Origin of the sequence: Microbulbifer sp. YPW16 (assembly GCF_021290385.1) — a bacterium.
GTDB classification, from domain to species: Bacteria; Pseudomonadota; Gammaproteobacteria; order Pseudomonadales; family Cellvibrionaceae; genus Microbulbifer; species Microbulbifer zhoushanensis.
Window position 1 is genome coordinate 2,435,138 of the sequence record NZ_CP089928.1, and the last position, 24,052, is coordinate 2,459,189.

23 protein-coding genes are annotated in these 24,052 nt (G+C 64.1%); 8 read left to right on the forward strand and 15 right to left on the reverse strand.

Going from position 1 to position 24,052, the window contains the following annotated elements; genetic code table 11:
* Positions 1 to 23: 23 nt before the first annotated feature.
* Both phoB and phoR read left to right on the forward strand, forming a co-directional pair.
* Complete coding sequence (gene phoB, locus LVE68_RS10430) at positions 24 to 728, forward strand: phosphate regulon transcriptional regulator PhoB (RefSeq protein WP_232940245.1); 705 nt, start codon at positions 24 to 26, stop codon at positions 726 to 728.
* 140 nt (positions 729 to 868) lie between these two features.
* On the forward strand, positions 869 to 2,170 hold the full coding sequence (gene phoR, locus LVE68_RS10435) for a phosphate regulon sensor histidine kinase PhoR (RefSeq protein ID WP_232940246.1): 1,302 nt from the start codon (positions 869 to 871) through the stop codon (positions 2,168 to 2,170).
* A gap of 21 nt (positions 2,171 to 2,191) precedes the next feature.
* Here the strand turns inward: phoR and LVE68_RS10440 are convergent, their stop codons facing one another.
* From LVE68_RS10440 to LVE68_RS10455, 4 genes are all read right to left on the reverse strand, one after another.
* A complete protein-coding gene (locus LVE68_RS10440) occupies positions 2,192 to 2,554 on the reverse strand; it encodes a hypothetical protein (RefSeq protein WP_232940248.1) in 363 nt (120 codons plus the stop codon).
* 14 nt (positions 2,555 to 2,568) lie between these two features.
* On the reverse strand, positions 2,569 to 3,213 hold the full coding sequence (locus LVE68_RS10445) for a DUF938 domain-containing protein (RefSeq protein WP_232940250.1): 645 nt from the start codon (positions 3,211 to 3,213) through the stop codon (positions 2,569 to 2,571).
* Positions 3,210 to 3,986, reverse strand: a complete 777-nt coding sequence (gene yaaA, locus LVE68_RS10450) for a peroxide stress protein YaaA (protein WP_232940252.1) — start codon at positions 3,984 to 3,986, stop codon at positions 3,210 to 3,212. Before yaaA ends, LVE68_RS10445 begins: the two co-directional genes overlap by 4 nt.
* A gap of 63 nt (positions 3,987 to 4,049) precedes the next feature.
* Entirely contained in the window at positions 4,050 to 4,529 is a 480-nt protein-coding gene (locus tag LVE68_RS10455) for a DUF4265 domain-containing protein (RefSeq protein WP_232940253.1), read from the reverse strand.
* Between the two features lie 66 nt (positions 4,530 to 4,595).
* Between LVE68_RS10455 and LVE68_RS10460 the strand changes: the two genes are divergently transcribed.
* Positions 4,596 to 5,870: a M48 family metalloprotease gene (locus LVE68_RS10460; protein ID WP_232940254.1), complete on the forward strand. Its 1,275-nt coding sequence runs from the start codon at positions 4,596 to 4,598 to the stop codon at positions 5,868 to 5,870.
* Between the two features lie 102 nt (positions 5,871 to 5,972).
* Here the strand turns inward: LVE68_RS10460 and LVE68_RS10465 are convergent, their stop codons facing one another.
* The 6 genes from LVE68_RS10465 to LVE68_RS10490 all read right to left on the reverse strand — a co-directional run bounded on the left by LVE68_RS10465 (position 5,973) and on the right by LVE68_RS10490 (position 11,973).
* Positions 5,973 to 6,287: an antibiotic biosynthesis monooxygenase family protein gene (locus LVE68_RS10465; RefSeq protein WP_232940255.1), complete on the reverse strand. Its 315-nt coding sequence runs from the start codon at positions 6,285 to 6,287 to the stop codon at positions 5,973 to 5,975.
* A 143-nt stretch (positions 6,288 to 6,430) separates the two neighbouring features.
* Positions 6,431 to 7,132, reverse strand: a complete 702-nt coding sequence (phoU, locus tag LVE68_RS10470) for a phosphate signaling complex protein PhoU (RefSeq protein ID WP_232940256.1) — start codon at positions 7,130 to 7,132, stop codon at positions 6,431 to 6,433.
* A 41-nt stretch (positions 7,133 to 7,173) separates the two neighbouring features.
* A complete protein-coding gene (gene pstB / locus LVE68_RS10475) occupies positions 7,174 to 7,914 on the reverse strand; it encodes a phosphate ABC transporter ATP-binding protein PstB (protein WP_255701180.1) in 741 nt (246 codons plus the stop codon).
* Positions 7,915 to 8,075: 161 nt separating this feature from the next.
* Complete coding sequence (gene pstA / locus LVE68_RS10480) at positions 8,076 to 9,362, reverse strand: phosphate ABC transporter permease PstA (RefSeq protein WP_232940258.1); 1,287 nt, start codon at positions 9,360 to 9,362, stop codon at positions 8,076 to 8,078.
* A complete protein-coding gene (gene pstC, locus LVE68_RS10485; RefSeq protein WP_232940259.1) occupies positions 9,355 to 10,734 on the reverse strand; it encodes a phosphate ABC transporter permease subunit PstC in 1,380 nt (459 codons plus the stop codon). Before pstC ends, pstA begins: the two co-directional genes overlap by 8 nt.
* Positions 10,735 to 10,905: 171 nt before the next feature.
* Positions 10,906 to 11,973: a PstS family phosphate ABC transporter substrate-binding protein gene (locus tag LVE68_RS10490; RefSeq protein WP_232940260.1), complete on the reverse strand. Its 1,068-nt coding sequence runs from the start codon at positions 11,971 to 11,973 to the stop codon at positions 10,906 to 10,908.
* Positions 11,974 to 12,207: 234 nt separating this feature from the next.
* On the opposite strand from LVE68_RS10490, the gene LVE68_RS10495 reads away from it, so the two are divergent.
* The gene (locus tag LVE68_RS10495) at positions 12,208 to 12,783 is read left to right on the forward strand and encodes a TRAP transporter small permease subunit (RefSeq protein WP_232940261.1); all 576 of its coding nucleotides are present in this window, start codon (positions 12,208 to 12,210) and stop codon (positions 12,781 to 12,783) included.
* Complete coding sequence (locus tag LVE68_RS10500) at positions 12,780 to 14,147, forward strand: TRAP transporter large permease (RefSeq protein WP_232940263.1); 1,368 nt, start codon at positions 12,780 to 12,782, stop codon at positions 14,145 to 14,147. The genes LVE68_RS10495 and LVE68_RS10500 overlap by 4 nt, the downstream gene beginning before the upstream one ends.
* Positions 14,148 to 14,174: 27 nt before the next feature.
* On the opposite strand, the gene LVE68_RS10505 is transcribed toward LVE68_RS10500, so the two are convergent.
* The 4 genes from LVE68_RS10505 to LVE68_RS10520 form a co-directional block, all read right to left on the reverse strand.
* A complete protein-coding gene (locus LVE68_RS10505; RefSeq protein ID WP_232940265.1) occupies positions 14,175 to 17,315 on the reverse strand; it encodes an efflux RND transporter permease subunit in 3,141 nt (1,046 codons plus the stop codon).
* Positions 17,312 to 18,859 (reverse strand): efflux RND transporter periplasmic adaptor subunit, encoded by a 1,548-nt coding sequence (locus LVE68_RS10510; RefSeq protein ID WP_232940267.1) that lies wholly within the window; start codon positions 18,857 to 18,859, stop codon positions 17,312 to 17,314. The genes LVE68_RS10505 and LVE68_RS10510 overlap by 4 nt, the downstream gene beginning before the upstream one ends.
* A 74-nt stretch (positions 18,860 to 18,933) precedes the next feature.
* On the reverse strand, positions 18,934 to 20,241 hold the full coding sequence (locus LVE68_RS10515; protein ID WP_232940269.1) for a TolC family protein: 1,308 nt from the start codon (positions 20,239 to 20,241) through the stop codon (positions 18,934 to 18,936).
* A gap of 57 nt (positions 20,242 to 20,298) precedes the next feature.
* A complete protein-coding gene (locus LVE68_RS10520) occupies positions 20,299 to 20,658 on the reverse strand; it encodes a hypothetical protein (RefSeq protein ID WP_232940270.1) in 360 nt (119 codons plus the stop codon).
* Positions 20,659 to 20,845: 187 nt separating this feature from the next.
* Here LVE68_RS10520 and LVE68_RS10525 point away from each other — a divergent pair, with 187 nt between their 5' ends.
* On the forward strand, positions 20,846 to 21,238 hold the full coding sequence (locus tag LVE68_RS10525; protein ID WP_091513887.1) for an acyl-CoA thioesterase: 393 nt from the start codon (positions 20,846 to 20,848) through the stop codon (positions 21,236 to 21,238).
* A gap of 22 nt (positions 21,239 to 21,260) precedes the next feature.
* Here LVE68_RS10525 and LVE68_RS10530 read toward each other — a convergent pair whose 3' ends face one another.
* A complete protein-coding gene (locus LVE68_RS10530; RefSeq protein WP_232940271.1) occupies positions 21,261 to 21,857 on the reverse strand; it encodes a hypothetical protein in 597 nt (198 codons plus the stop codon).
* Positions 21,858 to 22,090: 233 nt separating this feature from the next.
* Between LVE68_RS10530 and groES the strand changes: the two genes are divergently transcribed.
* A complete protein-coding gene (gene groES, locus LVE68_RS10535) occupies positions 22,091 to 22,405 on the forward strand; it encodes a co-chaperone GroES (RefSeq protein WP_232940272.1) in 315 nt (104 codons plus the stop codon).
* Positions 22,402 to 24,030: a chaperonin GroEL gene (groL, locus tag LVE68_RS10540; protein WP_232940273.1), complete on the forward strand. Its 1,629-nt coding sequence runs from the start codon at positions 22,402 to 22,404 to the stop codon at positions 24,028 to 24,030. Before groES ends, groL begins: the two co-directional genes overlap by 4 nt.
* Positions 24,031 to 24,052 lie beyond the last annotated feature (22 nt).

The window sequence follows — 24,052 nt, forward strand, 5'->3', positions numbered from 1 at the left end:
CGACAGTAGGGTGTGACAGTTACATGGACAGCAAAACGATTCTCATCGTCGACGATGAAGCTCCCGTGCGCGATATGCTACGGGTGGCACTGGAAATGGCGGATTACCGCTGTATCGAGGCTGAAAACGCGCAGGAAGCGCACGCACTGGTAATCGACGAGCGGCCGGACCTGATCCTGCTCGACTGGATGCTGCCCGATGTATCCGGGATCGAGCTGGCCCGGCGCCTGAAGCGGGACGAGCTCACCTCGACCCTGCCCATCATCATGCTGACCGCCAAGGGCGAAGAGGACCACAAGATCAAGGGCCTCGAAACCGGCGCCGACGATTACATCACCAAGCCGTTTTCCCCGCGCGAACTGGTTGCCCGCCTGAAAGCGGTGCTCCGTCGTGCCGGCCCCTCCACCCCGGAGGAACCGCTCACCGCCGGCGACCTGGTGCTGGACCCCATCAGTCACCGGGTAAGCATCAAGGGCCAGGCAGTGGATATGGGCCCCACCGAGTTCCGCCTGCTGACATTTTTCCTCTCCCACCAGGAGCGCGCCTACACCCGTACCCAGTTGCTGGACCATGTCTGGGGCGGCAATGTCTACGTGGAAGAGCGCACCGTCGATGTTCATATCCGGCGCCTGCGCAAGGCCCTCGCCGTCGACGGTCACGACCGCTTTATCCAGACGGTGCGCGGCACCGGGTATCGCTTTTCTGTGCAAACCGCCGAGAAAGTGTAAGAATTCGCCCTGCGCGACCTGCGGCACGGCCCGTCGCTGGAAGCCGTACCACCAGACAACGAGCAACCTGACCCGAGCCGGACCAGAGGCGGCGGCCACTCGCCGTACGCCCATCCGCAGACCGGAGACAGCCCACCACTATGCTGGAACGGAGTATCGGCGAGTTTTCCCGCTTCGCGGTGATCGCCCTCGGCACGGCAATATTCGGCTTTGCCACCACTGAATGGCGCTGGGCGCTTGTGTTGGGCCTGGGGGTCTACCTCTTCTGGATCCTCGCCCAGCAGCACCGCTTCAATCGCTGGCTGGCCAACGGCCGTCGCGGCCCTGCCCCCACCGTATTCGGCATCTGGGGCGAGATCTCGGACGATTTCTACCGCCTGCAGCGCCGCCACCGGCGCGAAAAGCAGAAACTCCACGCCATGCTGCGCCGGGTGCAGGAGAGCACCAGTGCCCTGCGCGAGGGTATCGTGGCGCTGGAAGACGACGGCAACCTGGCCTGGTGGAACCCCGCCGCCGGTGAGCTGTTGAAGCTGCGCCCGGAAGACGCCGGCCAGCCACTGGTCAACTTTGTCCGCGACCCCGGCTTCGTGCGCTATATCCACAATAACGAACCCGGCGCCCGCGGCCCGCTGACCATGCCCGCGCCGGGCAATGACGCCCGCATCCTGCAGCTGGAACTCACCCGCTACGGCCGCGACGAGGCGCTGGTGATCGTGCGGGACATCACCCGGCTGCACAACCTGGAGCAGATGCGCCGGGACTTCGTCGCCAATGTTTCCCATGAATTGCGCACACCGCTGACCGTGATTGCCGGCTACCTGGAGACCCTCGAGGGCAGCGGGATGGCGCCACAACCCTGGCAGCGGCCCATGGCGCAGATGCGCGAGCAGACCGCTCGCATGACGGCGCTGGTCAATGACCTGTTGCTGCTGGCGCGACTGGAAACCTCGGAGCGGGAAAGCGGGCGGGAAAAGATTACTGTCAGCGAGCTGATGGAACGGGTTGCTCAGGAGGCGCGAAGTTTCAGTGGCGGCCGCCACGAAATCACGGTGGACTGCCAGCAGGATTCAATCATCACCGGCGATGCCACCGAGCTGCACAGCGCTTTTGCCAACCTGGTGCTGAATGCGGTCAAGTACAGCCCGGAGGGCGGGCCGATCCAGCTGCGCTGGTGGGTCGATGGCCGGGGCGGCCACTTCGCCGTGCGCGACAGTGGCATCGGTATCGATCCCATCCATATCCCGCGGTTGACCGAGCGCTTTTACCGGGTGGACGCCGGGCGCTCCCGGGAGAGCGGCGGCACCGGCCTGGGGCTGGCCATCGTCAAGCATGTATTGCTGCGCCACGGGGCCGAGATGACCGTACACAGCAGTCCCGGGCGGGGCAGTACTTTCACCCTGCATTTCCCGGAACAGCGCCTGGCAACCAGCAGCGCCGCCTGATCCCGGGAACGGGCGGGGGCGTTACTGGTTCAGCTCCTCGAGCTCGACCTCTTTGCCATCCTTCGTATAGGTCACTTTCTCGCCTTCACCCACGGCATTGCACTGGCGCCGCAGGGTCAGGTGGTAGAGCTGCATATCTCCGTCGCGGACCAGCAGGTGTTCGCGGCCCTCATCGTCTATTGGCAGGCCGTTACTGCCCACCAGCGCATCGCGCAGGGCGCGCAGGGTGGTGGCATCCCGGTAGCGGGTCAGCTCGCTGGAGAGCCGCTTTTTCATCCGCTCACTCTCGTGCAGGGTGGCCGCGGTCTCGCGGTATTTCGCCAGGAAAAACACGGCGGCAATGGCAAACGCCATCACCACGGCAATCTCGAGCCACTGGGGCATATCAGCTCACCTCGTTATTGATAACTGCTTGTTGTCGACTGCCTGTAACCAGCCGGCGCCGCGCGATTGCGCCAGGCTACCAGCTGGTTATTGGCCGGCAGGAAATTCAGCTCGCGGCGCTCCAGGCCCGCGGCCGCCGCCAGGCCATCCAGCCACTCCAGGTCGCGAATCCCGCTGGCCGGATCCCGCTGGTGCAGCCACTGGTCGAAGTCGGCATTGCCCGGCCCAATATAATCGCCGGCAATTTTCATGGGACCGTACACTAGCAGCTGGCCACCGGGGCGCAATACCCGCGGCAGCTGCCGGAAAAGCGCCGCCACCGAGGATTCTGCCATGATATGCAGGCTGTTGGCGGTAAACACCGCATCTACCTGCAACTCCGGCCAGGCCCGGTCCACATCCAGCTCCAGGGGTGGTGGCAGGTTGGGTGAGGGACAGTGAGCCAGCCAGGCCCGGATACCGGGCAGGTTATCGGCCCGGTCCGACGACTGCCAGCACAGGTGCGGCAGCCGCGGGGCAAAATAGACCGCGTGCTGGCCGGTGCCGCTGCCGATTTCCAGCACCGAGCGGCTGTCGGCCAGCAGGCGGCGCAATTCACCGAGAATGGGCGCGCGGTTGCGCCCGCAGGCCGGCGCGTCGGGCAGTCCGGTTTCGCTCACAGGGCCTCGTCGCGGGTAAAGACCCAGTCGTTGCCGTTCGACAGTCCGGCGTTGTACGCGTAACCGGCCACATCGAAGTCTTTCAGCTCCGCCGCCTTCTTTACACGCTTGTCGATGGCCCAGCGGCTCATCATGCCGCGGGCCTTCTTGGCGAAGAAGCTGATCATCTTGTACTCGCCGTTTTTCAGGTCGCGGAAGTGCGGGGTAATGACCTCGGCTTCCAGTTGCTTTGGCTTCACCGCCTTGAAGTACTCGTTGGAAGCCAGGTTGACCAGTTCCCGGCTCTTGAGTCCCTGCAATTGTTCGTTCAGCGCTGCGGTAATCTTGCCATCCCAGAACTCGTACAGGTTCTTGCCCCGGGAGTTGGCAAACCTGGTGCCCATCTCCAGCCGGTAGGGCTGCATCAGGTCCAGCGGGCGCAGCAGGCCATAGAGGCCCGAGAGCATGCGCAGGTGCTTCTGCGCGTAGTTGAAATCCCGCTTGCCCATCGTCTCTGCCTCGAGGCCGGTATAGACATCGCCCTTGAAGGCGAGCAGGGCGGGGCGGGCGTTCCTGTCGGTGAAAGGCCGCTTCCACTGCTGGAAGCGGTCATAGTTGAGCACGCCCAGCTTGTCCGAGATTTTCATCAGGCTGGAGATATCCTGCGGGCCCAGCGCGCGCAGCTCCTTGACCAGTGTGGCGGAATCCCTGAGGAACTCGGGCTGGGTGGTGTCCAGCTCCGGTATTTCACTGTCGTAATCCAGGGTCTTGGCTGGGGAGATAACGATTAACATCGGTTTCCTTGGTTGGCTGGATTGTTGGTCGGTGCAAGTGGGCGGACGGTCCAAAAGCCGGGGTTACTCCGGCTTGAGAATTTCCGTCCACCAGTTGAGCGGTGTCTGGCCGTCCTGCGGGTCGTAGACGTTGCCATAGTTCCAGACACTGTTGGCACCGTCGCAGACGCTGTTGAGTATATGCTCGATATTGGCGAAGCCGCAGCTGACATGGATGCTGTAAACCAGCAGGCGCGGGGTCTCCATGTCCAGCTCGCCGCCGAGCTTTTCCAGCTGCGGGGTGAGCTGGTCGGACAGCTTCGCGCTGTCGCCGCGGCACAACACCCTGATCGCCAGGTTGCCCGAGCGCTTGACCAGCTCAAACTCCTGGGTGTCCTTCTTCACCTTGATGGTATCGCCGCTGGCGATCCCCTTGATAAACGCCGGGGAGCGCACCAGCTGGCAGCTGTCGTCCTCATTGACCCGCACCTGCAGCCGCTCCACCACCGGCTGGCCTTCGGGGTCCACGCCCGCGAACAGTTCAATAATCTGCAGTGCCGTCATAACCTCTCTCCCGGGACTGTGTAAAATAGGTCGCAACTAATCCAGGCATTATACAGGGAGGAGACAATGATCTCGCGTGCACTCACCGCGGCCGGCCTGGCCGTCACCCTGCTGTCCGGCTGCGCGGTCAATCCCGTCACCGGCAAACAGGAACTATCACTGATTTCCCAGGGGCAGGAAGTGGCCCTGGGGGAGAAGCAGTACCCCATCACCCAGCAGCAACAGGGCGGTGAATATGTGGTCGACAAGTCCCTGCAGGACTATGTCAGCCGGGTGGGCCAGAAGCTGGCGCGGGTTTCCGACCAGCCGCAGCTGCCCTACGAATTCGTGGTGCTGAACAACGGTACCCCCAATGCCTGGGCGCTGCCCGGCGGCAAGATCGCGGTCAATCGCGGGCTGCTGACACTGCTGGAGGACGAGGCGGAGCTGGCGGCGGTACTCGGCCATGAGATCGTCCACGCCGCGGCGCGCCATTCAGCCGCTGCCATGTCCCAGCAGCAGGTCCTCGGCGCGGGCCTGGCGGTACTGGGCGCCGCCACCCAGAGCACCGGTTACGGCGACCTGGTCTCGCTCGGTGGCCAGCTGGGCGGCTCCGCCTATATTGCCCGCCACGGCCGTGGCGACGAACTGGAGGCGGACAAGTACGGCATGCGGTATATGGCCGCCGCCGGCTACAACCCCCAGGGCGCAGTGGAACTGCAGCGCAAGTTTGTGAAATTGTCCGAGGGCAGCCAGTCCGGTGGCCTGGCAGCCCTGTTTGCCAGCCACCCACCGTCCCAGGCGCGGGTGGATGCCAATATCGCGCACGCCAAGAAGCTGTCCAGCGGTGGCGCCACCAACCGCGCCGCCTACCAGCAGGCCATTGCCCAGCTGAAGCGCGACGCGGATGCCTACGCGACCTATGACAAGGCCCTGGCCGCAGTGAAGGAGAAGCAGTATGACCGGGCCCTCAACCTGACCCGCCAGGCCCAGCGCCAGCAGCCGCGCGAGGCCGCCTTCTTCCAGCTCGAGGGCGACCTGCTGGCGCAGAAGGAACAGTACCAGGCCGCCCACGGGGCCTATGACAAGGCGGTGCAGAAAAACCCGGGGCTCTTCTCCCACTGGCTCAAGCGTGGCCTGATGAGCGCGCAGCTGAACAACTACACCGATGCCGAGCGCGACCTGACCCGCTCCATGCGCTACCTGGAAACGCCCCATGCACATTATTTCCTGGGCCAGGTGTACGAAAAGCAGGGCAATGTACAGACCGCCTACGGCCACTACCAGACGGCAGCCAAGGCCGGTGGCGAGATAGGCACCAAGGCGCAGGCGCGGATGCAGGCGTTGGGGAATAAAGGCTGAATAGCCCCTACCGGCAGAAGCACAAAGGCCGCTTACAGCGGCCTTTTTTATTCCTGGTGCAGCAGCGGGTCGCTGCCACAACCAGCCCCCGAACTTGACGGGTCACCGGCCCGTCGGGGTTACCACCCATTCGGGCTCTTCAAATTCGCCGATGGGCGTGATTTCAACATATGGCGCGGCGCTGCGGATAATTGCATCGATCTCCGGGCTGTGGTTTCTCTCCATGGCGTCTCGCTGTTCCTTGCTGTCCCAGCTGGCAATGGCAATCAGCCGGGTCGGGTCGCCGATCTTGCGATGCAGTTCGGTGCCGCGGGCACCGGGGGCCTGCTGGATCAGCTCCGAGGCGCGCACCCAGGCATCGGCATATTCCTCGGCCGTGTGGCCCTCCCGGATTTTCACTTCGAATAAGTACTTCATCGGTTAGTCTCCGCACTAAATCCACTGGTTTCGCCAAGGTTAGCTGTTTAACCGGCGGGCATAAAAAAAGGCCGCGGGAAGCGGCCTTTTCTATGGCTGGTCTGCCGGGCAACCTGGATAGTGATGCTGCCCGCAGGGCCGGATTACACCTTCTTCAGGTTATCCTCGTGGCCGTGGCGGATATCCGCGCCCTCCACCAGGTAAACCACCTGCTCGCAGATATTCTTGGCGTGGTCACCGATGCGTTCCAGTGAACGCAGGCTCCAGAGTACATTCATTACCCGGGAGATACTGCGCGGGTCTTCCATCATGAAAGTGATCATCTCGCGCAGGGCGGTGCGGTAATCCATATCCACCTGCTCGTCTTCCGCCAGGGTGTCCAGTGCCGCTTTTACATCGAAGCGGGTGAAGGCATCCAGGGAGTCGTTGAGCATCTTGCGCACCGCGTTGGCGATATGGCGAATCTCGGTATAACCGCGGGGGGCTGTGCCTTCCTCGGTAAGGGCGATGGCCATCTTGGCAATCTTGGCCGCCTCGTCGCCGACCCGCTCCAGGTCGCGGGCAATACGGATCACCGACATCACCATGCGCAGGTCCGATGCAGCCGGCTGGCGCTTGGCAATAATCAGGGTCGCGTGTTCGTCGAGATCCATCTCCCGCCGGTCGATTTCCTTTTCCACCCGCAGGACTTTCTCGGCCAGTTCGCTGTCGGCGTTGGCCAGGGACTCCACCGCTTCAGCCACCTGGCGGGTGACCATGCCACCCATTTCCAGCATCTCGCTCTTGAGGCTTTCCAGGTCTTCGTTGAATTGACGGGAGATATGTTGGTCGAAATGCATTTCCATAGTTTTGTCGCTTCTTTACAGCGCCATTGTAGACCAGCTTCTTAACCGAAGCGGCCGGTGATGTAGGCTTCAGTCAGTTCGTGCTGCGGATTGGTGAACACCGTCTCGGTATCGTTGACTTCCACCAGGTGACCCAGGTGGAAGTAAGCGGTGCGCTGGCTTACCCGCGCCGCCTGCTGCATGGAGTGGGTGACGATGGCGATGGTGTAGTTCTCGCGCAGCTCGTCGATCAGCTCCTCGATCCGGGCGGTGGCGATCGGGTCCAGGGCGGAGCAGGGCTCGTCCATCAGGATCACTTCCGGGCTCACGGCAATGGCGCGGGCGATACACAGGCGCTGCTGCTGGCCGCCGGACAGGCCGGTACCGGGCTTGTCCAGGCGGTCTTTCACCTCGTTCCACAGGCCGGCGCGACGCAGGCTGTTCTCGACAATCTCGTCCAGCTCGGCGCGACGGCTGGCAATGCCGTGGATCTTGGGACCGTAGGCCACATTCTCGTAAATGGTCTTGGGAAAGGGATTCGGCTTCTGGAACACCATGCCCACCCGCGCGCGCAGGGGCACCACATCCACCTTGGGGCCGTAGATCGGCTCGCCATCCAGGGTCAGGTCGCCATCGACCCGGCAGCCCTCGATGGTGTCGTTCATGCGGTTGATGCAGCGCAGGAAGGTGGACTTACCGCAACCGGACGGACCGATCATGGCCACCACCTCGTTGCGGCCGATATCCAGGCTGACATCGTGGATGGCCTGGGTTTCGCCGTAGAAGACATTGACGTTGCGCATGCTCAGCTTGGCATCGTCACACAACGGCTGGCCGACGGTCTCGCTTACCTTGGTATTGGTGTCCACAGTGTCCTGTTCCAGTTGTCCGGTTGCTGCCGGCGCAGCATTGCCGGCATCGAGGGTCATGGTATTCATGCAATCAGGTCCCAGTTTATCAGCCGCTACCAGCGGCGCTCGAGTTTCTTGCGCAGCCAGACGGCACTGGCGTTCATCACGATCAGGAAGCTCAGCAGAACCATGATCGCAGCGGAGGTTTTCTCCACGAAGGCGCGCTCGGGGCTGTCCGCCCACAGGAAAATCTGTACCGGCAGCACAGTGGCCGGGTCGGTGACACCACCGGGTACGTCGACGATAAAAGCCACCATACCGATCATCAGCAGCGGCGCCGTTTCACCCAGGGCCTGCGCCATGCCGATAATGGCGCCGGTGAGCATGCCGGGCATGGCCAGTGGCAGCACATGGTGCAATACCACCTGCATCCGGGAAGCGCCCATGCCCATTGCCGCCTCGCGGATCGACGGCGGTACCGCCTTGAGTGCCGCACGACTGGAAATAATGATGGTGGGCAGGGTCATCAGGGTCAGTACCAGGCCGCCCACCAGTGGCGCCGAACGCGGCAGCTCGAAGAAATTGATAAAGATCGCCAGGCCCAGCAGGCCGAACACGATGGACGGTACCGCCGCGAGGTTGTTGATATTCACCTCGATCAGGTCCGTCCAGCGATTCTTGGGCGCGAATTCCTCCAGGTAGATGGCCGCTGCCACACCGATGGGGAATGACAGCGCCAGGGTCACCATCAGGGTAAGCAGTGAGCCCACCAGCGCCGCGCGGATACCGGCCTGTTCCGGCTCGCGTGAATCGCCGTTGGTGAAGAAGGTGGTGTTGAAACGCTTCTTCAGCTCGCCACTGTCCGCCAGCTGCGCCACCCACGCGGCCATCTGGTCGGAGGTGCGGCCACGGAAACCCTCGGCCGAGTCGTCGAGGCTCTTGTAATAGGTGTCCACATCGTCGTCGGCGGCAAACCAGACCTTCTCGGTCTTCCCCAGCAGTTCCGGGTTGGCCTGCAGGCGGTTGCGCAGGGTAAAGGGCGCACCGGTGGAGACCAGCGTGTAGAGCTGGCGCTTCTCGCCGCGGCTACTGACATCCGGGAAACGCGCGCGCAGTGCCTCGCGCACCACACCGGTGAAGTTGGCCCAGGTGAGGCTCTCGTCATCGACCGTGTCGATGCCCAGCACCGCGGGGTCGTAGGTCACTTCCAGCTGCACCGCGGTCTGTACAAAGGCGCCGCTGCCCTTGCTGATGATATCGGTGAACAGCACCAGCACCGCCAGTATACCGAAGGCAATACTGGCAATACCGAGGCCACGAAACAGCTTTTCCTTGCGGTGGCGGCCGGCGAGGCTCTGCTCGATACGCTCGCGCACCTGGTCTTGGGTTAAATCAGTCATACTGTTCCCGGTATTTTTTCACGACGTGCAGGGCGATAAAGTTCAGCACCAGCGTGGACAAAAACAGCATCAGGCCCAGTGCAAACGCGGCCAGGGTCTTGGGGCTGTCAAATTCCTGGTCGCCCACCAGCAGGGTGACGATCTGCACCGTCACAGTGGTAACCGACTCCAGCGGGTTGGCGGTGAGGTTGGCGGCCAGGCCGGCGGCCATCACCACGATCATGGTCTCGCCAATGGCGCGCGAGACTGCCAGCAGCACACCACCGACGATGCCCGGCAACGCCGCCGGGATCACCACCTTGCGCACGGTCTCCGAGTGGGTGGAACCCAGCCCCAGGGCACCGTCGCGCAGGGACTGGGGCACTGCGTTGATCACGTCGTCGGACAGCGACGACACAAACGGGATAATCATCACCCCCATTACCAGTCCCGCCGCCAGCGCACTCTCGCTGGACGCCTCGAGGCCAATGGAGGTGGCCATCTCGCGCACGAACGGCGCCACGGTCAGCGCTGCGAAAAAGCCATAAACCACGGTGGGCACGCCGGCGAGGATCTCCAGTACCGGCTTGGCCAGGGAACGCACGCGCTTGCTGGCGTACTCAGCCAGGTAGATGGCCGACATCAGGCCCACCGGGACCGCAACGAACATGGCGATGGCGGAGACCATCAGGGTGCCGGTAAACAGCGGCACCGCACCGAAGGCACCACTGGAGCCCACCTGGTCGGCGCGCAGGGCCATCTGCGGGCTCCAGTGCAGGCCAAACAGGAACTCGGTCACCGGCACCGACTGGAAGAAGCGCAGGGACTCGAACAGCACCGACAGCAGGATGCCGACGGTGGTCAGGATCGCGGCGCTGGCACAGGTCACCAGCACCCCACGCAGGACTTTTTCCACCTTTTCCCGCGCGCGCAGTTCCGGCGAGAACCGCAGCAGGGTGAACGCAGCCAGCCCCGCCGACAGGATCAGCACGATCACCGTCTGCAGTACCGCCGCGGTTCCCTGCAGGCCCTGCAGCCGCTCCGCCGCAGCCTTGACCTGGGCGCTGGGCTCACCGAACAGGTTGCCCGCCGCCACATTCTGGATCTGCGCGTACAGCAGGTCGCGGCCGGCGATGGTATCCGGCTTGTCCTCGATGGTACCCATCACCAGCGAGCGGATGATCGGGTCGTCAAAGGCCAGCCACGCCCCCAGCAGCAACAGCGCCGGCAGGCCGCACCAGAGCGCGGTGTGGGTACCGTAATAGCTGGGCAGGGCTGCCAGGTTGCGCATGCCACCGCGACTGCGGGCCGCCGCCAGGGCGCGGCTGAAGCCGGTGCCGTAGGCCACCAGCACCAGCAGCAACAGCAGGGCGAATAAAGTTGGTGTCTGCATCGAATTTCCGTGCGTTCAGGTATTTGCGCCGGGCATTATCCGGACTTTTTACTGTGAATTCATTGCCCAGCAGGGCCTTTCCAATACGAGAAAGGCCAAGCCCTTGCGGGCTTGGCCGGTAAATCCGTTTACCTGCTTCTCTGATTGAGAAGTTATCCTGTTATCAAACTGTTATTGCTTCTTCGCCAGGTTGGTCAGGGCATTCAGCTTGCGTACGTTCTGGGCCACTTGCTGGCGCTTGGCCATCGGCAGCGGGATCATGCCCTTGTCGGCCAGGTAGCCGTCCTCGCCCCAGGCGCGCTCGCTGGTGAACTCGGCCAGGAACTGCTTCATGCCCGGGATCACATTGGCGTGCGCCTTCTTCACGTAAATGAACAGCGGGCGGGATACCGGATAGCTCTGCTCGGCGATACTGTCAAACGTGGGCTTCTCACCCTCGATGATGGAACCGTGCACCTTATCGGCGTTCTGGTCCAGGAAGCTGAAGCCGAAGATACCAAGGGCGTCCGGGTTGGCCACCAGCTTGTTGACGATCAGGTTGTCGTTCTCGCCGGCCTCGATATAGGCACCGTCTTCACGGATGTTATGGCAGATAGCCTTGTAGGCATTCTTGTCCTCTTTTTTCTTGGCGGCAATCCAGTCGAACTTCTTGCAGCCGCCCTCCATCGCCAGCTCGGCGAAGGCGTCGCGGGTACCGGAAGTGGGGGGCGGTCCCAGCACCTCGATATCGGTATCGGGCAGCGCCGGGTTCACTTCTTTCCAGGTCTTGTAGGGGTTGGCGACCAGGGTCTCGGAACCGTCCGGGTTGGGGACTTCCTTGGCCAGGGCCAGGAAGATGTCCTTGCGTGACAGCTCGAACTGCTCGGCACCCTTGGCATTGGCCAGGACGATGCCGTCGTAGCCCACCTGCACTTCCACCACGTCCACGCCGTTGCTGTTACACATCTCCAGCTCGGACTGCTTGATACGGCGCGAGGCGCCGGTGATGTCGGCAGTGCCCTCACCCACGCCCTGGCAGAACAGCTTCATGCCGCCGCCGGTACCGGTGGATTCAACCACCGGGGTCTTGAACTGGGTCGCGCGGCTGAAACGCTCGGCCACAGTGGTGGTAAACGGGTATACGGTTGAGGAACCGACGATGCTGATATGATCGCGGGCCGCCAGGGCCGCCTGGGAAGCTGCAATCGTCAGGACCGCCAGTGAGGAGGCCACGATCTTGCTGACAGGGCGCTTGTTCATGTTTAACTCCGGTGTGTTCTGAATTTGTTTCACGCGGCGATGCTAGGTAGAACGGGTGACGATTCTATGAACGGAATGTGACAAACAGGTTACATGCCGCCCTATTTGCCCAATCCGCCACCTGCGCGCACCACCGTACCTGCCCGGAGCCGGCGTGGCGCGACCTCTGGCGTGAAACTGGCGCCGGGGTTACTCTCTGCAACAGAACAATAAGATGAAGAGAGAGGCTTCCCCATGTCCCCCTTATTGGGTTGCGCACGCGGACTCGACCGGCTGGCCACAGCAACCGGCCGCCTGCTGGGCTGGTTTACCCTGGCAATGGTGCTGCTGCAGAGTGCCGTGGTGATACTGCGCTACGGTTTCAATGGCGGCTCGCTGGCGCTGCAGGACACCGTTGTCTACCTGCACGGTGCGGCATTCATGCTGGGCCTGGCCTATGCGCTGCAGACCGATTCCCACGTGCGGGTCGACGTCTTCTACCGCCGCATGGGCCCGCGGGGGAAAGCCTGGGTCAATGCGGTGGGTACCCTGGTGTTCCTGCTGCCCCTGTGCGCGTTCATCCTCGCTGGCAGCTGGCATTTCGTCACCAGCAGCTGGGCGGTACGCGAGGCCGGCGCCAGCGCCGACAGCCTGGGCGGTATCTTCCTGCTCAAGAGCCTGGTCCCGCTGGCCGCCTTCACCCTGGCACTGCAGGGCGTGGCGCAGCTGGCCCGTGCCCTGGCAACCCTGGTCCAGGTGGAGTCCGCGCCCCCAAAGCCGCAAGCGGTCAGCAAGTCCTCACCCCGCGTGGCTGAGGAGATGAGCGCATGATGGAACTGGTTCCCCTGTTGATGTTCCTCGCGGTCTGCGCCGCGCTGATGTTCGGCTACCCGGTGGCTTTCACCCTGGGCGGCACCGCGCTGCTGGCAGCGGGGCTGGGTATCGTTGCCGGCGCCTTCGACCCGGAGCTGCTACGCGCTTTCCCCGACCGCCTGTTTGGCATCATGCAGAATGGCACCCTGATGGCGGTGCCGCTGTTCGTATTGATGGGCGTGATGCTGGAGCGGGCACGGATTGCCGAGGAACTGCTGGTCAACCTGGCCCGGGTCTTCTCCCGCGTGCCGGCGGGCATGGCGGTATCCGTGGTAGTGGTAGGCGCGCTGCTGGCCGCCAGCACCGGCATCGTGGGCGCCACGGTTGTAACCATGGGCCTGATGTCCCTGCCCACCATGCTGAAGCGCGGCTATTCCCCCCGCCTGGCCACCGGCACCATCTGCGCAACCGGCACCCTGGGACAGATCATCCCGCCCTCGATTGCCCTGGTGCTGCTGGGGGATACCCTCTCCAACGCCTACCAGCAGGCACAGCTGTCGGCGGGCATCTTCAATCCCAAGCCGGTGAGCGTGGGTGACCTGTTCGTGGGCGCCATTGTGCCGGGCCTGCTGTTGGTGGGCGCTTACATCGTCTACCTGCTTTTTGTGGCGCGGCGGGAGCCGGACGTCGCGGCTGGCGACAGCCGCGAAAAGCGGGTGGAGCCGGTGGAAATCCTGAAGAGCCTGCTGCCACCCATCGCGCTGATGGTGCTGGTGCTGGGTTCCATTATCAGCGGCGCCGCCACCCCCACCGAGGCAGCGGCCGTGGGTGCACTGGGGGCGGGCCTGCTGGCCTTCGGCCGCGGCGCGCTCAACTGGGATCGTGCAGGGGAAGTGGGCCGCAGCACGCTGCAGGTGACGGCCATGGTGTTTGCGATCCTGATCGGCGCGTCGCTGTTCTCGCTGGTATTCCGCGGCTACGACGGCGAGGAGCTGGTAACCGGCTTCTTCAACAGCCTGCCGGGCGGGGTGGTGGGGGCCACCCTGCTGGTAATGGTGGTGATCTTCCTGCTGGGCTTTATCCTCGACTTTATCGAGATCACCTTCGTGGTGGTGCCGATTGTGGGGCCGGTTCTGCTGGCCATGGGCGTGGACCCGGTGTGGCTGGGCATCATGATTGCCATCAACCTGCAGACCTCCTTCCTCACCCCACCATTCGGCTTTGCGCTCTTCTACCTGCGCGGGGTCGCACCGGAGGCAGTGGCAACCGGGGCCATCTATCGCGGGGTGATGCCGTTTATCGCCATCCAGCTGCTGGTGCTGTGCCTGCTGGCCCTGTGGCCGTCACTGGCCACCTGGCTGCCGACCCAGCTCAGCAACTAGCCGGGGCTGCGGGGCGGCGAACAACAATCAGTCCCGCAAGCGACGCCCCTTCCACAGGCGAAAAATCGCCGGGATCACCAGCAGCGTCAGCAGCATGGCGCTGACCATACCACCCACCATCGGCGCCGCGATTCGCTGCATCACTTCCGACCCCACGCCGCTGCCAACCATCACCGGGACCAGGCCGATAAATACCGTCGCAGTGGTCATCAGCACCGGCCGCATACGCTGGCCAGCCCCCTCGCGGATCGCCTGCTCCAGGTCGGCGCGGCGCAATGCGGTACCATCGACCGTGCGTGCCTCGCGCACCCGCTGCCAGGCCTGGTTGAGGTACACCAGCATGATCACGCCGATCTCCACAGCGACGCCAGCGAGGGCGATAAAGCCCACGCCCACCGCCACCGACAGGTTGTAGCCCAGCCAGTAGAGCAGCCACAGGCCGCCGATCAGGGCCAGCGGCAGGCTGCCCATGATCACCAGCACCTCGCCCACATGGCGGAAGCTCAGGTACAGCAGCAGCACGATGATCCCCAGGGTCAGCGGCAGCAACACCGCCAGCCGCTCCCGCGCCCGCTCCATATACTCGTACTGGCCGGACCAGATCAGCGAATAACCCGGCGGCAGCTCCAGCTGCTCCGCTACCGTCTGCTGCGCCCGGTCGACCCAGGAGCCCAGGTCCACGTCGGTGATGTCCACGTAGATCCAGCCGTTGGGTCGCGCATTTTCGGTCTTGATCATCGGCGGGCCGTCGCGTACCTCGATGCGCGCCACATCCCCCAGGGCCAGGTGGCTGCCGTTGGGTGCCACCAGCGGCAGCTGGCGCATTTCCTCCGGGGAATCGCGCCACGCCTGTGGATAACGGAGGTTCACCGGGTAGCGCTCCAGGCCCTCCACGGTCTCACTGACATTGCGGCCGCCGATGGCGGTGTCCACCACTGACTGGACGTCGGCAATATTCAACCCGTAGCGGGCCGCGGCCCGGCGATCGATATCCACATCGATATAGCGGCCTCCGGCCACCCGTTCGGCATAAACCGAAGCCGTACCAGGCAGGCCGCCGAGGATCTTCTCCAGCCGAGTGCCGATGCGCTCGATCTCGCCCAGGTCTGGCCCGGCCACCTTGATCCCCACCGGGGTCTTGATGCCGGTAGCGAGCATGTCGATACGGGTCTTGATCGGCATCACCCAGGCATTGGTGACCCCGGGCAGCTGCACGGCGGCGTCGAGCTCCGCGCGGATCTTGTCCGGTGTCATCCCCGGGCGCCACTGGTCCCGCGGCTTGAAGCGGATGATGGTCTCGATCATGGTCAGCGGCGCCGGGTCGGTGGCGGTATCCGCGCGGCCGATCTTGCCCCACACCTGCGCCACTTCCGGTACCGACTTGATCAGCTTGTCGGTCTGCTGCAGCAGTTCGCGCGCCTTGCCGATGGAAATGCCCGGGTAGGTGCTGGGCATATACATCAGGTCGCCCTCATCCAGCGGTGGCATAAACTCACTGCCGGTGCGCGACAGTGGGTACAGGGCACTGGCAAGCAACAGCAACGCCACTGCCAGCACAGTACGCGGATACCGGATCGCCAGCGCCAGTGCCGGCCGGTAGGCGGCCGCCAGCCCCCGGTTGATGGGGTTGTCCTGCTCTGGCCGGATGCGGCCGCGGACAAAATAGCCCATCAGCACCGGTACCAGGGTAATGGCGAGTCCGGCAGCCACCGCCATGGCGTAGGTCTTGGTGTAGGCCAGCGGCGCGAACAACCGGCCCTCCTGGCCCTCCAGGGCAAACACCGGCAGGAAGCTCAGGGTGATGATCAGCAGGCTGAAGAACAGCGGCGGCCCCACCTCACTGGCCGACTCGGCCACGACCTGCCAGCGCTTGCGCTCAGACCAGTGCTCGCGTTCTGCGAGAGGTGTGCGCTCCAGGTGCTTGTGCAGGTTCTCGATCATCACAATGGCGCCGTCCACCATGGCGCCGATGGCGATGGCGATACCCCCCAGGCTCATGATGTTGGCGTTGATGCCCTGCAGGTGCATCACCACGAACGCACCCAGGATGCCCAGGGGCAGGCTGATGGCAATCACCAGCGACGAGCGCAGGTGGAACAGGAACAGGGCGCATACCAGTGCCACCACGATAAATTCCTGCACCAGCTTGTGGGCCAGGTTGTCCACCGCATCGTCGATCAGCTTGCTGCGATCGTAGGTGGGCACGATTTCCACGCCCTCCGGCAGGCCCTGCTGCAACTCGTCCAGGCGGGTGGTAACCCGCTCGATCACGGCGCGGGCATTGTCGCCGAAGCGCATCACCACCACACCGCCGACCACTTCGCCCTCACCATCGAGCTCGGAAATGCCGCGTCGCATCTGCGGCCCGGTGCGGATTTCGGCCACATCGCCGAGCAGCAGCGGCGTGCCGCTGTCATCCACTTTCAGGGGAATCTGGCGCAGGTCGTCGACGCCCTCGATATAGCCGCTGGCCCGCACCATGTATTCGGCCTCGGCCATCTCCACCACCGAGGCGCCGGTCTCGCGGTTGCCGCGCTCGATGGCGCTGCGCACCTGTGCCAGGGTCAGGTCATAGGCACGCAGGCGCAGGGGGTCCACCACCACCTGGTATTGCCGCACCATACCCCCGACGGTGGCCACCTCTGACACCCCGGCAATGGTCTGCAGCTCGTACTTCAGGAACCAGTCCTGCAGCGAGCGCAGCTGTGCCAGGTCGTGATTGCCACTGCGATCCACCAGCGCGTAACTGAAGATCCAGCCCACGCCGGTCGCATCCGGGCCCAACTCCGGCTGGGCCCCGGCGGGCAGCCGCGGCGCCACCTGGCTCAGGTACTCCAACACCCGCGAGCGGGCCCAGTAGAGGTCGACGTCGTCCTCGAACAGGACGTACACGTAGGAATCGCCGAAAAACGAGTAACCGCGCACGGTGACCGCACCGGGCACCGACAGCATCGCCGTGGTGAGCGGGTAGGTGACCTGGTCTTCCACTACCTGCGGGGCCTGCCCGGGGAAGGACGTCTTGACGATCACCTGCACGTCGGAAAGGTCGGGCAGCGCGTCCACCGGGGTGTTGCGCATGCTGTAGAGCCCGCCCAGGCACAGCGCCGCGGCGGCCAGCAATACGGCGACCCGATTGTGCAGGGACCAGTGGATAATCCGTGCGATCATTTCGGCTCGCCCCCGTGATCGTCGTGATCCATCTCACCGTGATCCATGTCTCCATGGTCCATTTCCCCGTGCTCCATCTGGCCGTGGTCCACGCCCGCCGGTTGCCGCACCGCCAGCACCTCGTACTTGCCGTCGGCGCGCTCGCGGATCTGCACCTCGATACGCTCGTCGCTCTCCATCGCCCGGCGCAGGTCGTCGCCCGCCTCCTCGGCCACGTAGAAACCCATCACCATTGCCGGCCAGTCCCAGGCCGGCACCGGCTCGTGGTCCAGCCGCGCATAGTGGTTGTCATCGGGCATGCTCAGGACCCGGGCACCGACCCAGGGCCGGTCCGAGGTATCCATGCGACCCAGGTCGGCGCTGACGCTGGATTCAGAGTCGATCAGGAACTGGGCCGAGGTAACGACCCGGTCTCCCGCCTGCAGTCCCTCGAGTATCTGCACCCGGTCGCCGAACTCGTGGCCGGAACGGACCCGCACCGAGCGGAAGCGGCCGTCGCCTTCCGCCAGCACCACACGCTCCATGCGACCGGTGCGGATCAATGCCTCGCGGGGAATAGTGAGGGCAGTGGCGGTGCGGCCGTCCAGTTCCAGGCGTACAAACATTCCCGGCCTCAGGGTCTGGTCCGGGTTTTTCACCTGCACCCGGAGCGTCAGGGTGCGCATGGGCTCGTCCACCTGCGGCAGTATCTTGCTGACCTGGCCCAGCCAGATGCGCCCCGGGGCAAAGTCCCCGCGCACGGTGACCTTGTCCCCGCGTTCGACGGCGTAGCCCTGGCGCGGGAAGACCTCGCCCTCGACCCAGACCGTATCCAGCGGACCGACACTCACCAGTGCCTTCTCCGGCGTGATATACATGCCGCTGCGCACGCCCAGTGTCTCCACATAACCACTGGCATCGGCATAGAGCGTGACCTTCTCGCTGGCGCGGCGGTCGCGTTCGACCCGTTGCACTTCCCGTGCGGGGATACCCAGGCTGTGCATCCGCTCGCGGGCCGCCTCGATCAGCGCCCGGTTGCCACTGCCCAGGGCGGCGAGGAACTCCCGCTGGACCTTGACCAGTTCCGGCGAATAGATCTCCACCAGCGGCTGGCCCTTTTCCACCCGGTCGCCCTCGGCCGTCACCCAGCTCTTCTGCACCCAGCCACTCAGCCGCGTGTGCTGGTGGCGGATGCGGTCCTGGTCCAGCCGCACGATCCCCACGGTGCGCAGGGGCGCGGATACCGGCCCGCGCTCGACAGTGGCGGTGCGCACACCCAGGTTGTTTTCCACGGCGGGGGAGATGGTTACGGTCCCCGGCGCATCACCGGGTTCCTCGCCCTCGTAGACCGGGATCAGGTCCATCCCCATGGGGGACTTGCCGGGTCCGTCGCGGCGGTAGTTGGGGTCCATGGGTGCGACCCAGTAGAGGATCTTGCGCTCACCGCTGGCCCCGTCATCCATACCGCTCCCATCGCCGTTGCCACTGAGCCACCAGCCCAGCATTACGCCGACGATTGCTGCGGTAGCGACCAATATCGATGCTTTTATCGGTGCTTTCTGCATTGTTCAGTTTCCCATCGGGCCCACCACCGGGGTGGGCGTCATCTGCTGCCTGTATCCGCGGTGTTGCACACCGCTCACTTGCTGTCCCGTGCCGGCGTCTCCACGCCGGGCGCCGCCGCGCGGTAGTAGCGAACGCGTGCCAGGGCGCGGTAATAGTCGTAATCCAGTTGCACGGCGTCGATCTGCGCCTCGATGGCCTCCACCCGGGCATCGATCACCGCATCCAGGTCTGCGGTGTTGCTGGCGTAGCCACTCAGCAGCGCCCCGGCGGTATCTTCCGCGGTAGGCAGCAGTTCGGTGTGGTAGAGGTGGCGCCGCGCCGCGAGGCTGTCGGCGGCGGCGGCGGCGCCATTGAGGCCGCTGTGCAGGGTTTGCAGGATGTCCTGGCGCTGCAGGATACCGGCGCTCTCCCGGGCGCGGGCGGCAGCCAGGCGCCGGTCCTGCCGCTTGCCGGTAAACAGCGGCAGGTCGAAGGACACCATCGCGCTGGCGAAGTCGGCACCGTCGCTGGTGGGCGTGGGTTCACGCTGGCCGTAGCTCAGTTCGAACTGCCACTGCGGCTTGTAGGCCTCGAGGGCGATATCCACATTGCGGCCCTCGGCCTCCACGCGGGCCGCGGCCGCCGCCAGGGCCGGGTGCCCGGCAACGGTTTCCGGCGCCACCGGCACCGGCCGGGACGCCAGCCAGGCACTGGTCTCCGCCCAGCCGGGCAGGCTGGTATCGATCGGTTCCCAGGCCGCAGTGCCTATCCACTGGCTGAGCTGGCCGCGACTGCGGTTGGCCTCGCCCTCCAGCGCCTGGATGCGGTCATCGAGACGCGCCAGGGCCAGCTGGGATTGCAGCAGCTGCTGGGACTGGGCCTCGCCGGTGGCCACCCGGGCACGGTCGTACTCCACCAGTTGCACCAGCCAGTGGCGGTTTTCCCGCATCAGTTCCAGGGACTCCAGTTGCGCGGACAGCCGCAGGAAAGCCTCGCTGACCTGCAGCGCCAGGCGCAGCTCCCGGTCGGCGGCATCGGCGTAGCCGGCCTGTGCCTGCAGCGACCCCCTCTCACCCGTGAGGCGGGCGCTGTCGCCGCGCGGCAGCTTCTGGCTCACGCCCACGAGTTTCTGCGTCATGGGCTGCTCGTCGAATGCGAAGCTGTCGGTGGGCAGGTTCACCGCGCCGAGCTTGATCATCGGATCAGCCCACTGGCTGTCGGCTACCGCATCCTGCTGTACCGCATCGGCCCGCTGGCGCACTGCGGCGACCTGTGGATCCAGCTCCTGGGCAAGCTGCAGGGCGCGCTGGTAATCGACCGCTGCCGGCGCCGGCACAGATGCCAGGGCAAACGCCAGCGCAAGCAGGCCGCACATCCGGCGGGCCCGTATTGGGGAAAACATGTGTCAATCCTGTCTGGTTGATGGCTCGCTGGTGCCGGGGCACCGGTTAACGGGTCATCAGCCGGCGATGGGGGGCCGGAACAGGCTTGCAGAGGGCGTCAGCGGGCGGTCCACACATTCGGTGCGGGCCGGCGGACGGTCGGGGGAGAAGTCCAGGGGATGGTCCGAGGACACGAGTGCCAGCGGCGCGGCGCAGGCACCGGCCTCGCAGCTCAGCTGGCATTGCCAGGCATCGGCGGCGGCTTCGGAGGCATCGTCTTCACAACAGGGCATATCGTGGTGCATGTCCATCGCCATGTCGGCCCCACCGGCGGGGTTGCCCATACCGTGCATCTCGCCACAGTCATGCCCCCCCGCGACGGCGAGGCTCTGGGCGCTGAACAACAGCAGCAGGAAAATCACGGCTAGACGATGCATGGGAACGGATTCTAGGTGCCCGCGGGGCGCCGGGCAAGCAGCGGCCACTGCGGCCACCGGTCAGGCAGGGCCGGCGAGGCGGGTTTTCCCGCCAGCGCGACTGGCTAAAATCTATGCACTGTGTGCTATAATGCGCCGCCGCGCCCATGGGCGGGGCCCAATAAATCTAACAATTCGCGAGTACCCGATGTCCGCACTTGATGAAGAGCCGCAACCCACCGGCACCCTGACCCTGCAGACCCTGGCCATGCCGCGGGACACCAACCCGCAGGGAGACGTTTTTGCCGGCTGGCTGATGTCACAGATGGACCTGGCCGGTGCCATCCTCGCCCAGAGTATCGCCCGCGGCCGCGTGACCACGGTGGCTACCGGCAATATGGTGTTCCTGCGCCCGGTGCCTGTCGGCTCCACCGTCAGCTGTTACGCCGAACCACTGGAAGTGGGTCGCTCCTCTATCCGCTGCATGGTGGAAGTCTGGCTGACGCGGGTGGATTCCGGGGAACAAGTGAAAGTCACCGAGGGCGAGTTCGTGTTCGTGGCGATCGATGACCGCGGTAATACCCGTCCGCTGCCCCTCTGACCTGTTTCCGGCGCGGCCGCCGTCAGTGGCGGCCCTCCGCTTCGGGCAGCACGACTCCCAGCCGGCCCAGTTCCCTGGCCAGCCGCGGGTCGCCGCTGCGCCGCCAGCGCTGATATAGCTCAAGCACATCGTGGGCGTCGTAGGGATGCTCCTTGGCGCATGCCCGCGCCACCAGTTCCAGCAAGCGGCCGAACATAGCGGCGAGTTCAGAGAACACGTGCCGGTTGTCGCGCGCATTGTCTGCCAGGTAGTCGTAAGCGCCACCGCCCATGCCGATGAAGTAGTCCTGCCGGATGCCGCGCCGGGCGTAGTTATCCGGGAAGAGCCCGCCGAGGAACAGCGCCAGGTCCCCCAACTGTCGCAGTATCTGGCAGCGCTCCCAGTCACTCGCCGCCTCGTGGGCGTCCTTGTAGAGAAGTGCCAGCGGGCGGATGCCCAGCTCCCCCCGGTCGTAGGTGAACAGCTCATCGCTGTCACCGAAACGGGCTAGCATGCTGCCCATATACCAGAGCGTGTCCTCCTGGGGCAGGGGCTCCAGTTCGCGGCCGCACTCTTCCAACCGGTTGCGGAAATAGTCCGCCAGCGTTCTCTCAAAGTCGGGCTGGTTCCGCAGCGACATGGTCCCACCTCCCGTGAATCCTATTGCCCTACTGAAAACTATAAGCCAGATTTCTGCGCTTTCAATTGTTAAAAGCCGTTTTTATATAATAAAAAATTATAGAAAATCCGCCGCGCGTCCCTCTTGAAAATGCCCCTCGCGCTCCTATTTTGCCGCTGTCGGGGGATGGTCAGCGTCCCAGGACTTCGAATCTTCAACCATTGAATTGCACATGCTTATTGGGAGGAAATCCGATGAGTATCAAACCGCTCTACGACCGGGTGGTTGTCAAACGCCTCGCCGCGGAAACCACGACCGCCAGCGGCATCATCATTCCAGACAAAGCCGCAGAAAAGCCCACCCAGGGCGAGGTTATTGCCATCGGCAATGGTGCGCCGCTGGATAACGGTGAATTGCGCGCGCTGGCCGTCAAGGTGGGTGACCGGGTGCTGTTTGGCCAGTACGCCGGCAGTGAAATCAAACACGACGGCGAGACCTACCTTATCGTCAAGGAGTCCGACATCCTCGCCATCGTTGAACCGACCCAACAGCAGGAGAAAGCCGCATGAGTGCGAAGGCCGTAAAGTTTTCCGATGACGCCCGCGAGCGCATGCTGACCGGCGTAAATATCCTGGCAAATGCCGTCAAAGCCACACTCGGCCCAAAAGGCCGCAACGTGGTACTGAGCAAAAGTTTTGGCGCGCCGCGAGTGACCAAAGACGGCGTTTCCGTGGCGAAGGAGATCGAACTCAAGGACAAGTTCCAGAACATGGGCGCACAGATGGTCAAAGAAGTTGCGTCCAAGACCGCAGATGTCGCCGGCGACGGCACCACCACCGCCACGGTACTGGCCCACGCGCTGCTGCGAGAGGGGCACAAGTCCATCGCCGCGGGTATGAATCCGATGGACCTGAAACGCGGCATCGATACGGCCGTGAAGGCTGCGGTAGAGGAACTCGCCAAACTCTCCAAACCCTGCGACGACACCAAGTCCATCGGCCAGGTGGGCACAGTGTCCGCCAACTGGAACGAGGACATCGGCAGGATTATTGCTGAGGCCATGGAGAAAGTGGGCCGCGACGGCGTAATCACCGTTGAGGAAGGCAAGTCGCTGCACAACGAGCTGGAAGTAGTGGAGGGCATGCAGTTTGATCGCGGCTACCTCTCCCCTTACTTCGTGACCAACCAGGAAAAGATGCAGGCGGAACTCGATAACCCCTTCATCCTGCTGTTCGACAAGAAAATCAGCAATATCCGCGACCTGCTACCGCTACTGGAATCCGTTGCCAAGGCCGGTCGACCACTGGTAGTGATCGCCGAGGATATCGAGGGCGAGGCGCTGGCCACACTGGTAGTCAACAGCCTGCGGGGCATCATCAAGGTGGCAGCGGTCAAGGCGCCCGGCTTTGGCGATCGCCGCAAAGCGATGCTGGAAGACATCGCCACCCTCACCGGCGCCAGGGTGATCTCCGAGGAGGTCGGGCTCACCCTGGAAAAAGCGCAGCTGGAACAGCTGGGAAGCGCCAAGCGCATCGTGATCAGCAAGGACAACACCGTGGTTGTGGATGGTGCCGGGGACAAAGCTGCCATCGATGGCCGGGTAAAACAGATCCGTGCTGAGATCGAGGCATCCACTTCCGATTACGACCGGGAAAAGCTGCAGGAGCGCGTAGCAAAGCTGGCCGGCGGCGTTGCCGTGATCAAGGTCGGTGCCGCTACCGAAGTGGAAATGAAAGAGAAGAAGGACCTGGTGGACGACGCCTTCCATGCAACCCGCGCGGCGGTGGAAGAGGGCATTGTACCCGGTGGTGGCCTGACGCTGGTGCGCGTTGCCGACAGCCTGCGTAAAAGCGGGATCAAAGGCGCCAACCACGACCAGCAAGTGGGGATCAATATCGCGCTGCGGGCGATGGAAGAACCTTTCCGTCAGATCGTTGCCAACGCAGGCGTGGACGGCAGCGTGGTGCTGAACAATGTGCGTGCGCACGATAACCCCAATTTCGGTTACAACGCCCAGACCGCAGACTACGGCGACATGCTGGAATTCGGCATCATCGACCCGGCCAAGGTCACCCGCTCAGCGCTGCAGAATGCGGGCTCCATCGCCGGCCTGATGTTGACTACCGAGGTAATGGTGGCCGATAGAGCAGAAGGCATAAAGCCTGAAACATCTGCAGGTGCTTATGATTACTGATTCATTACGGTAATCAAAAAAC

Excerpts from the sequence above, each read along its gene's own strand:
- yaaA (WP_232940252.1), bottom strand. The coding sequence starts at position 3,986 with ATGTTAATCGTTATCTCCCCAGCCAAGACCCTGGATTACGACAGTGAA.
- groES (WP_232940272.1), top strand. The coding sequence starts at position 22,091 with ATGAGTATCAAACCGCTCTACGACCGGGTGGTTGTCAAACGCCTCGCC.
- LVE68_RS10495 (WP_232940261.1), top strand. The coding sequence starts at position 12,208 with ATGTCCCCCTTATTGGGTTGCGCACGCGGACTCGACCGGCTGGCCACA.
- phoR (WP_232940246.1), top strand. The coding sequence starts at position 869 with ATGCTGGAACGGAGTATCGGCGAGTTTTCCCGCTTCGCGGTGATCGCC.
- LVE68_RS10520 (WP_232940270.1), bottom strand. The coding sequence starts at position 20,658 with ATGCATCGTCTAGCCGTGATTTTCCTGCTGCTGTTGTTCAGCGCCCAG.
- groL (WP_232940273.1), top strand. The coding sequence starts at position 22,402 with ATGAGTGCGAAGGCCGTAAAGTTTTCCGATGACGCCCGCGAGCGCATG.
- pstA (WP_232940258.1), bottom strand. The coding sequence starts at position 9,362 with ATGACTGATTTAACCCAAGACCAGGTGCGCGAGCGTATCGAGCAGAGC.
- pstC (WP_232940259.1), bottom strand. The coding sequence starts at position 10,734 with ATGCAGACACCAACTTTATTCGCCCTGCTGTTGCTGCTGGTGCTGGTG.
- LVE68_RS10500 (WP_232940263.1), top strand. The coding sequence starts at position 12,780 with ATGATGGAACTGGTTCCCCTGTTGATGTTCCTCGCGGTCTGCGCCGCG.
- LVE68_RS10505 (WP_232940265.1), bottom strand. The coding sequence starts at position 17,315 with ATGATCGCACGGATTATCCACTGGTCCCTGCACAATCGGGTCGCCGTA.
- phoU (WP_232940256.1), bottom strand. The coding sequence starts at position 7,132 with ATGGAAATGCATTTCGACCAACATATCTCCCGTCAATTCAACGAAGAC.
- LVE68_RS10525 (WP_091513887.1), top strand. The coding sequence starts at position 20,846 with ATGTCCGCACTTGATGAAGAGCCGCAACCCACCGGCACCCTGACCCTG.
- LVE68_RS10530 (WP_232940271.1), bottom strand. The coding sequence starts at position 21,857 with ATGTCGCTGCGGAACCAGCCCGACTTTGAGAGAACGCTGGCGGACTAT.
- LVE68_RS10440 (WP_232940248.1), bottom strand. The coding sequence starts at position 2,554 with ATGCCCCAGTGGCTCGAGATTGCCGTGGTGATGGCGTTTGCCATTGCC.
- LVE68_RS10465 (WP_232940255.1), bottom strand. The coding sequence starts at position 6,287 with ATGAAGTACTTATTCGAAGTGAAAATCCGGGAGGGCCACACGGCCGAG.
- phoB (WP_232940245.1), top strand. The coding sequence starts at position 24 with ATGGACAGCAAAACGATTCTCATCGTCGACGATGAAGCTCCCGTGCGC.
- LVE68_RS10510 (WP_232940267.1), bottom strand. The coding sequence starts at position 18,859 with ATGCAGAAAGCACCGATAAAAGCATCGATATTGGTCGCTACCGCAGCA.
- pstB (WP_255701180.1), bottom strand. The coding sequence starts at position 7,914 with ATGCGCAACGTCAATGTCTTCTACGGCGAAACCCAGGCCATCCACGAT.
- LVE68_RS10455 (WP_232940253.1), bottom strand. The coding sequence starts at position 4,529 with ATGACGGCACTGCAGATTATTGAACTGTTCGCGGGCGTGGACCCCGAA.
- LVE68_RS10490 (WP_232940260.1), bottom strand. The coding sequence starts at position 11,973 with ATGAACAAGCGCCCTGTCAGCAAGATCGTGGCCTCCTCACTGGCGGTC.
- LVE68_RS10460 (WP_232940254.1), top strand. The coding sequence starts at position 4,596 with ATGATCTCGCGTGCACTCACCGCGGCCGGCCTGGCCGTCACCCTGCTG.
- LVE68_RS10515 (WP_232940269.1), bottom strand. The coding sequence starts at position 20,241 with ATGTTTTCCCCAATACGGGCCCGCCGGATGTGCGGCCTGCTTGCGCTG.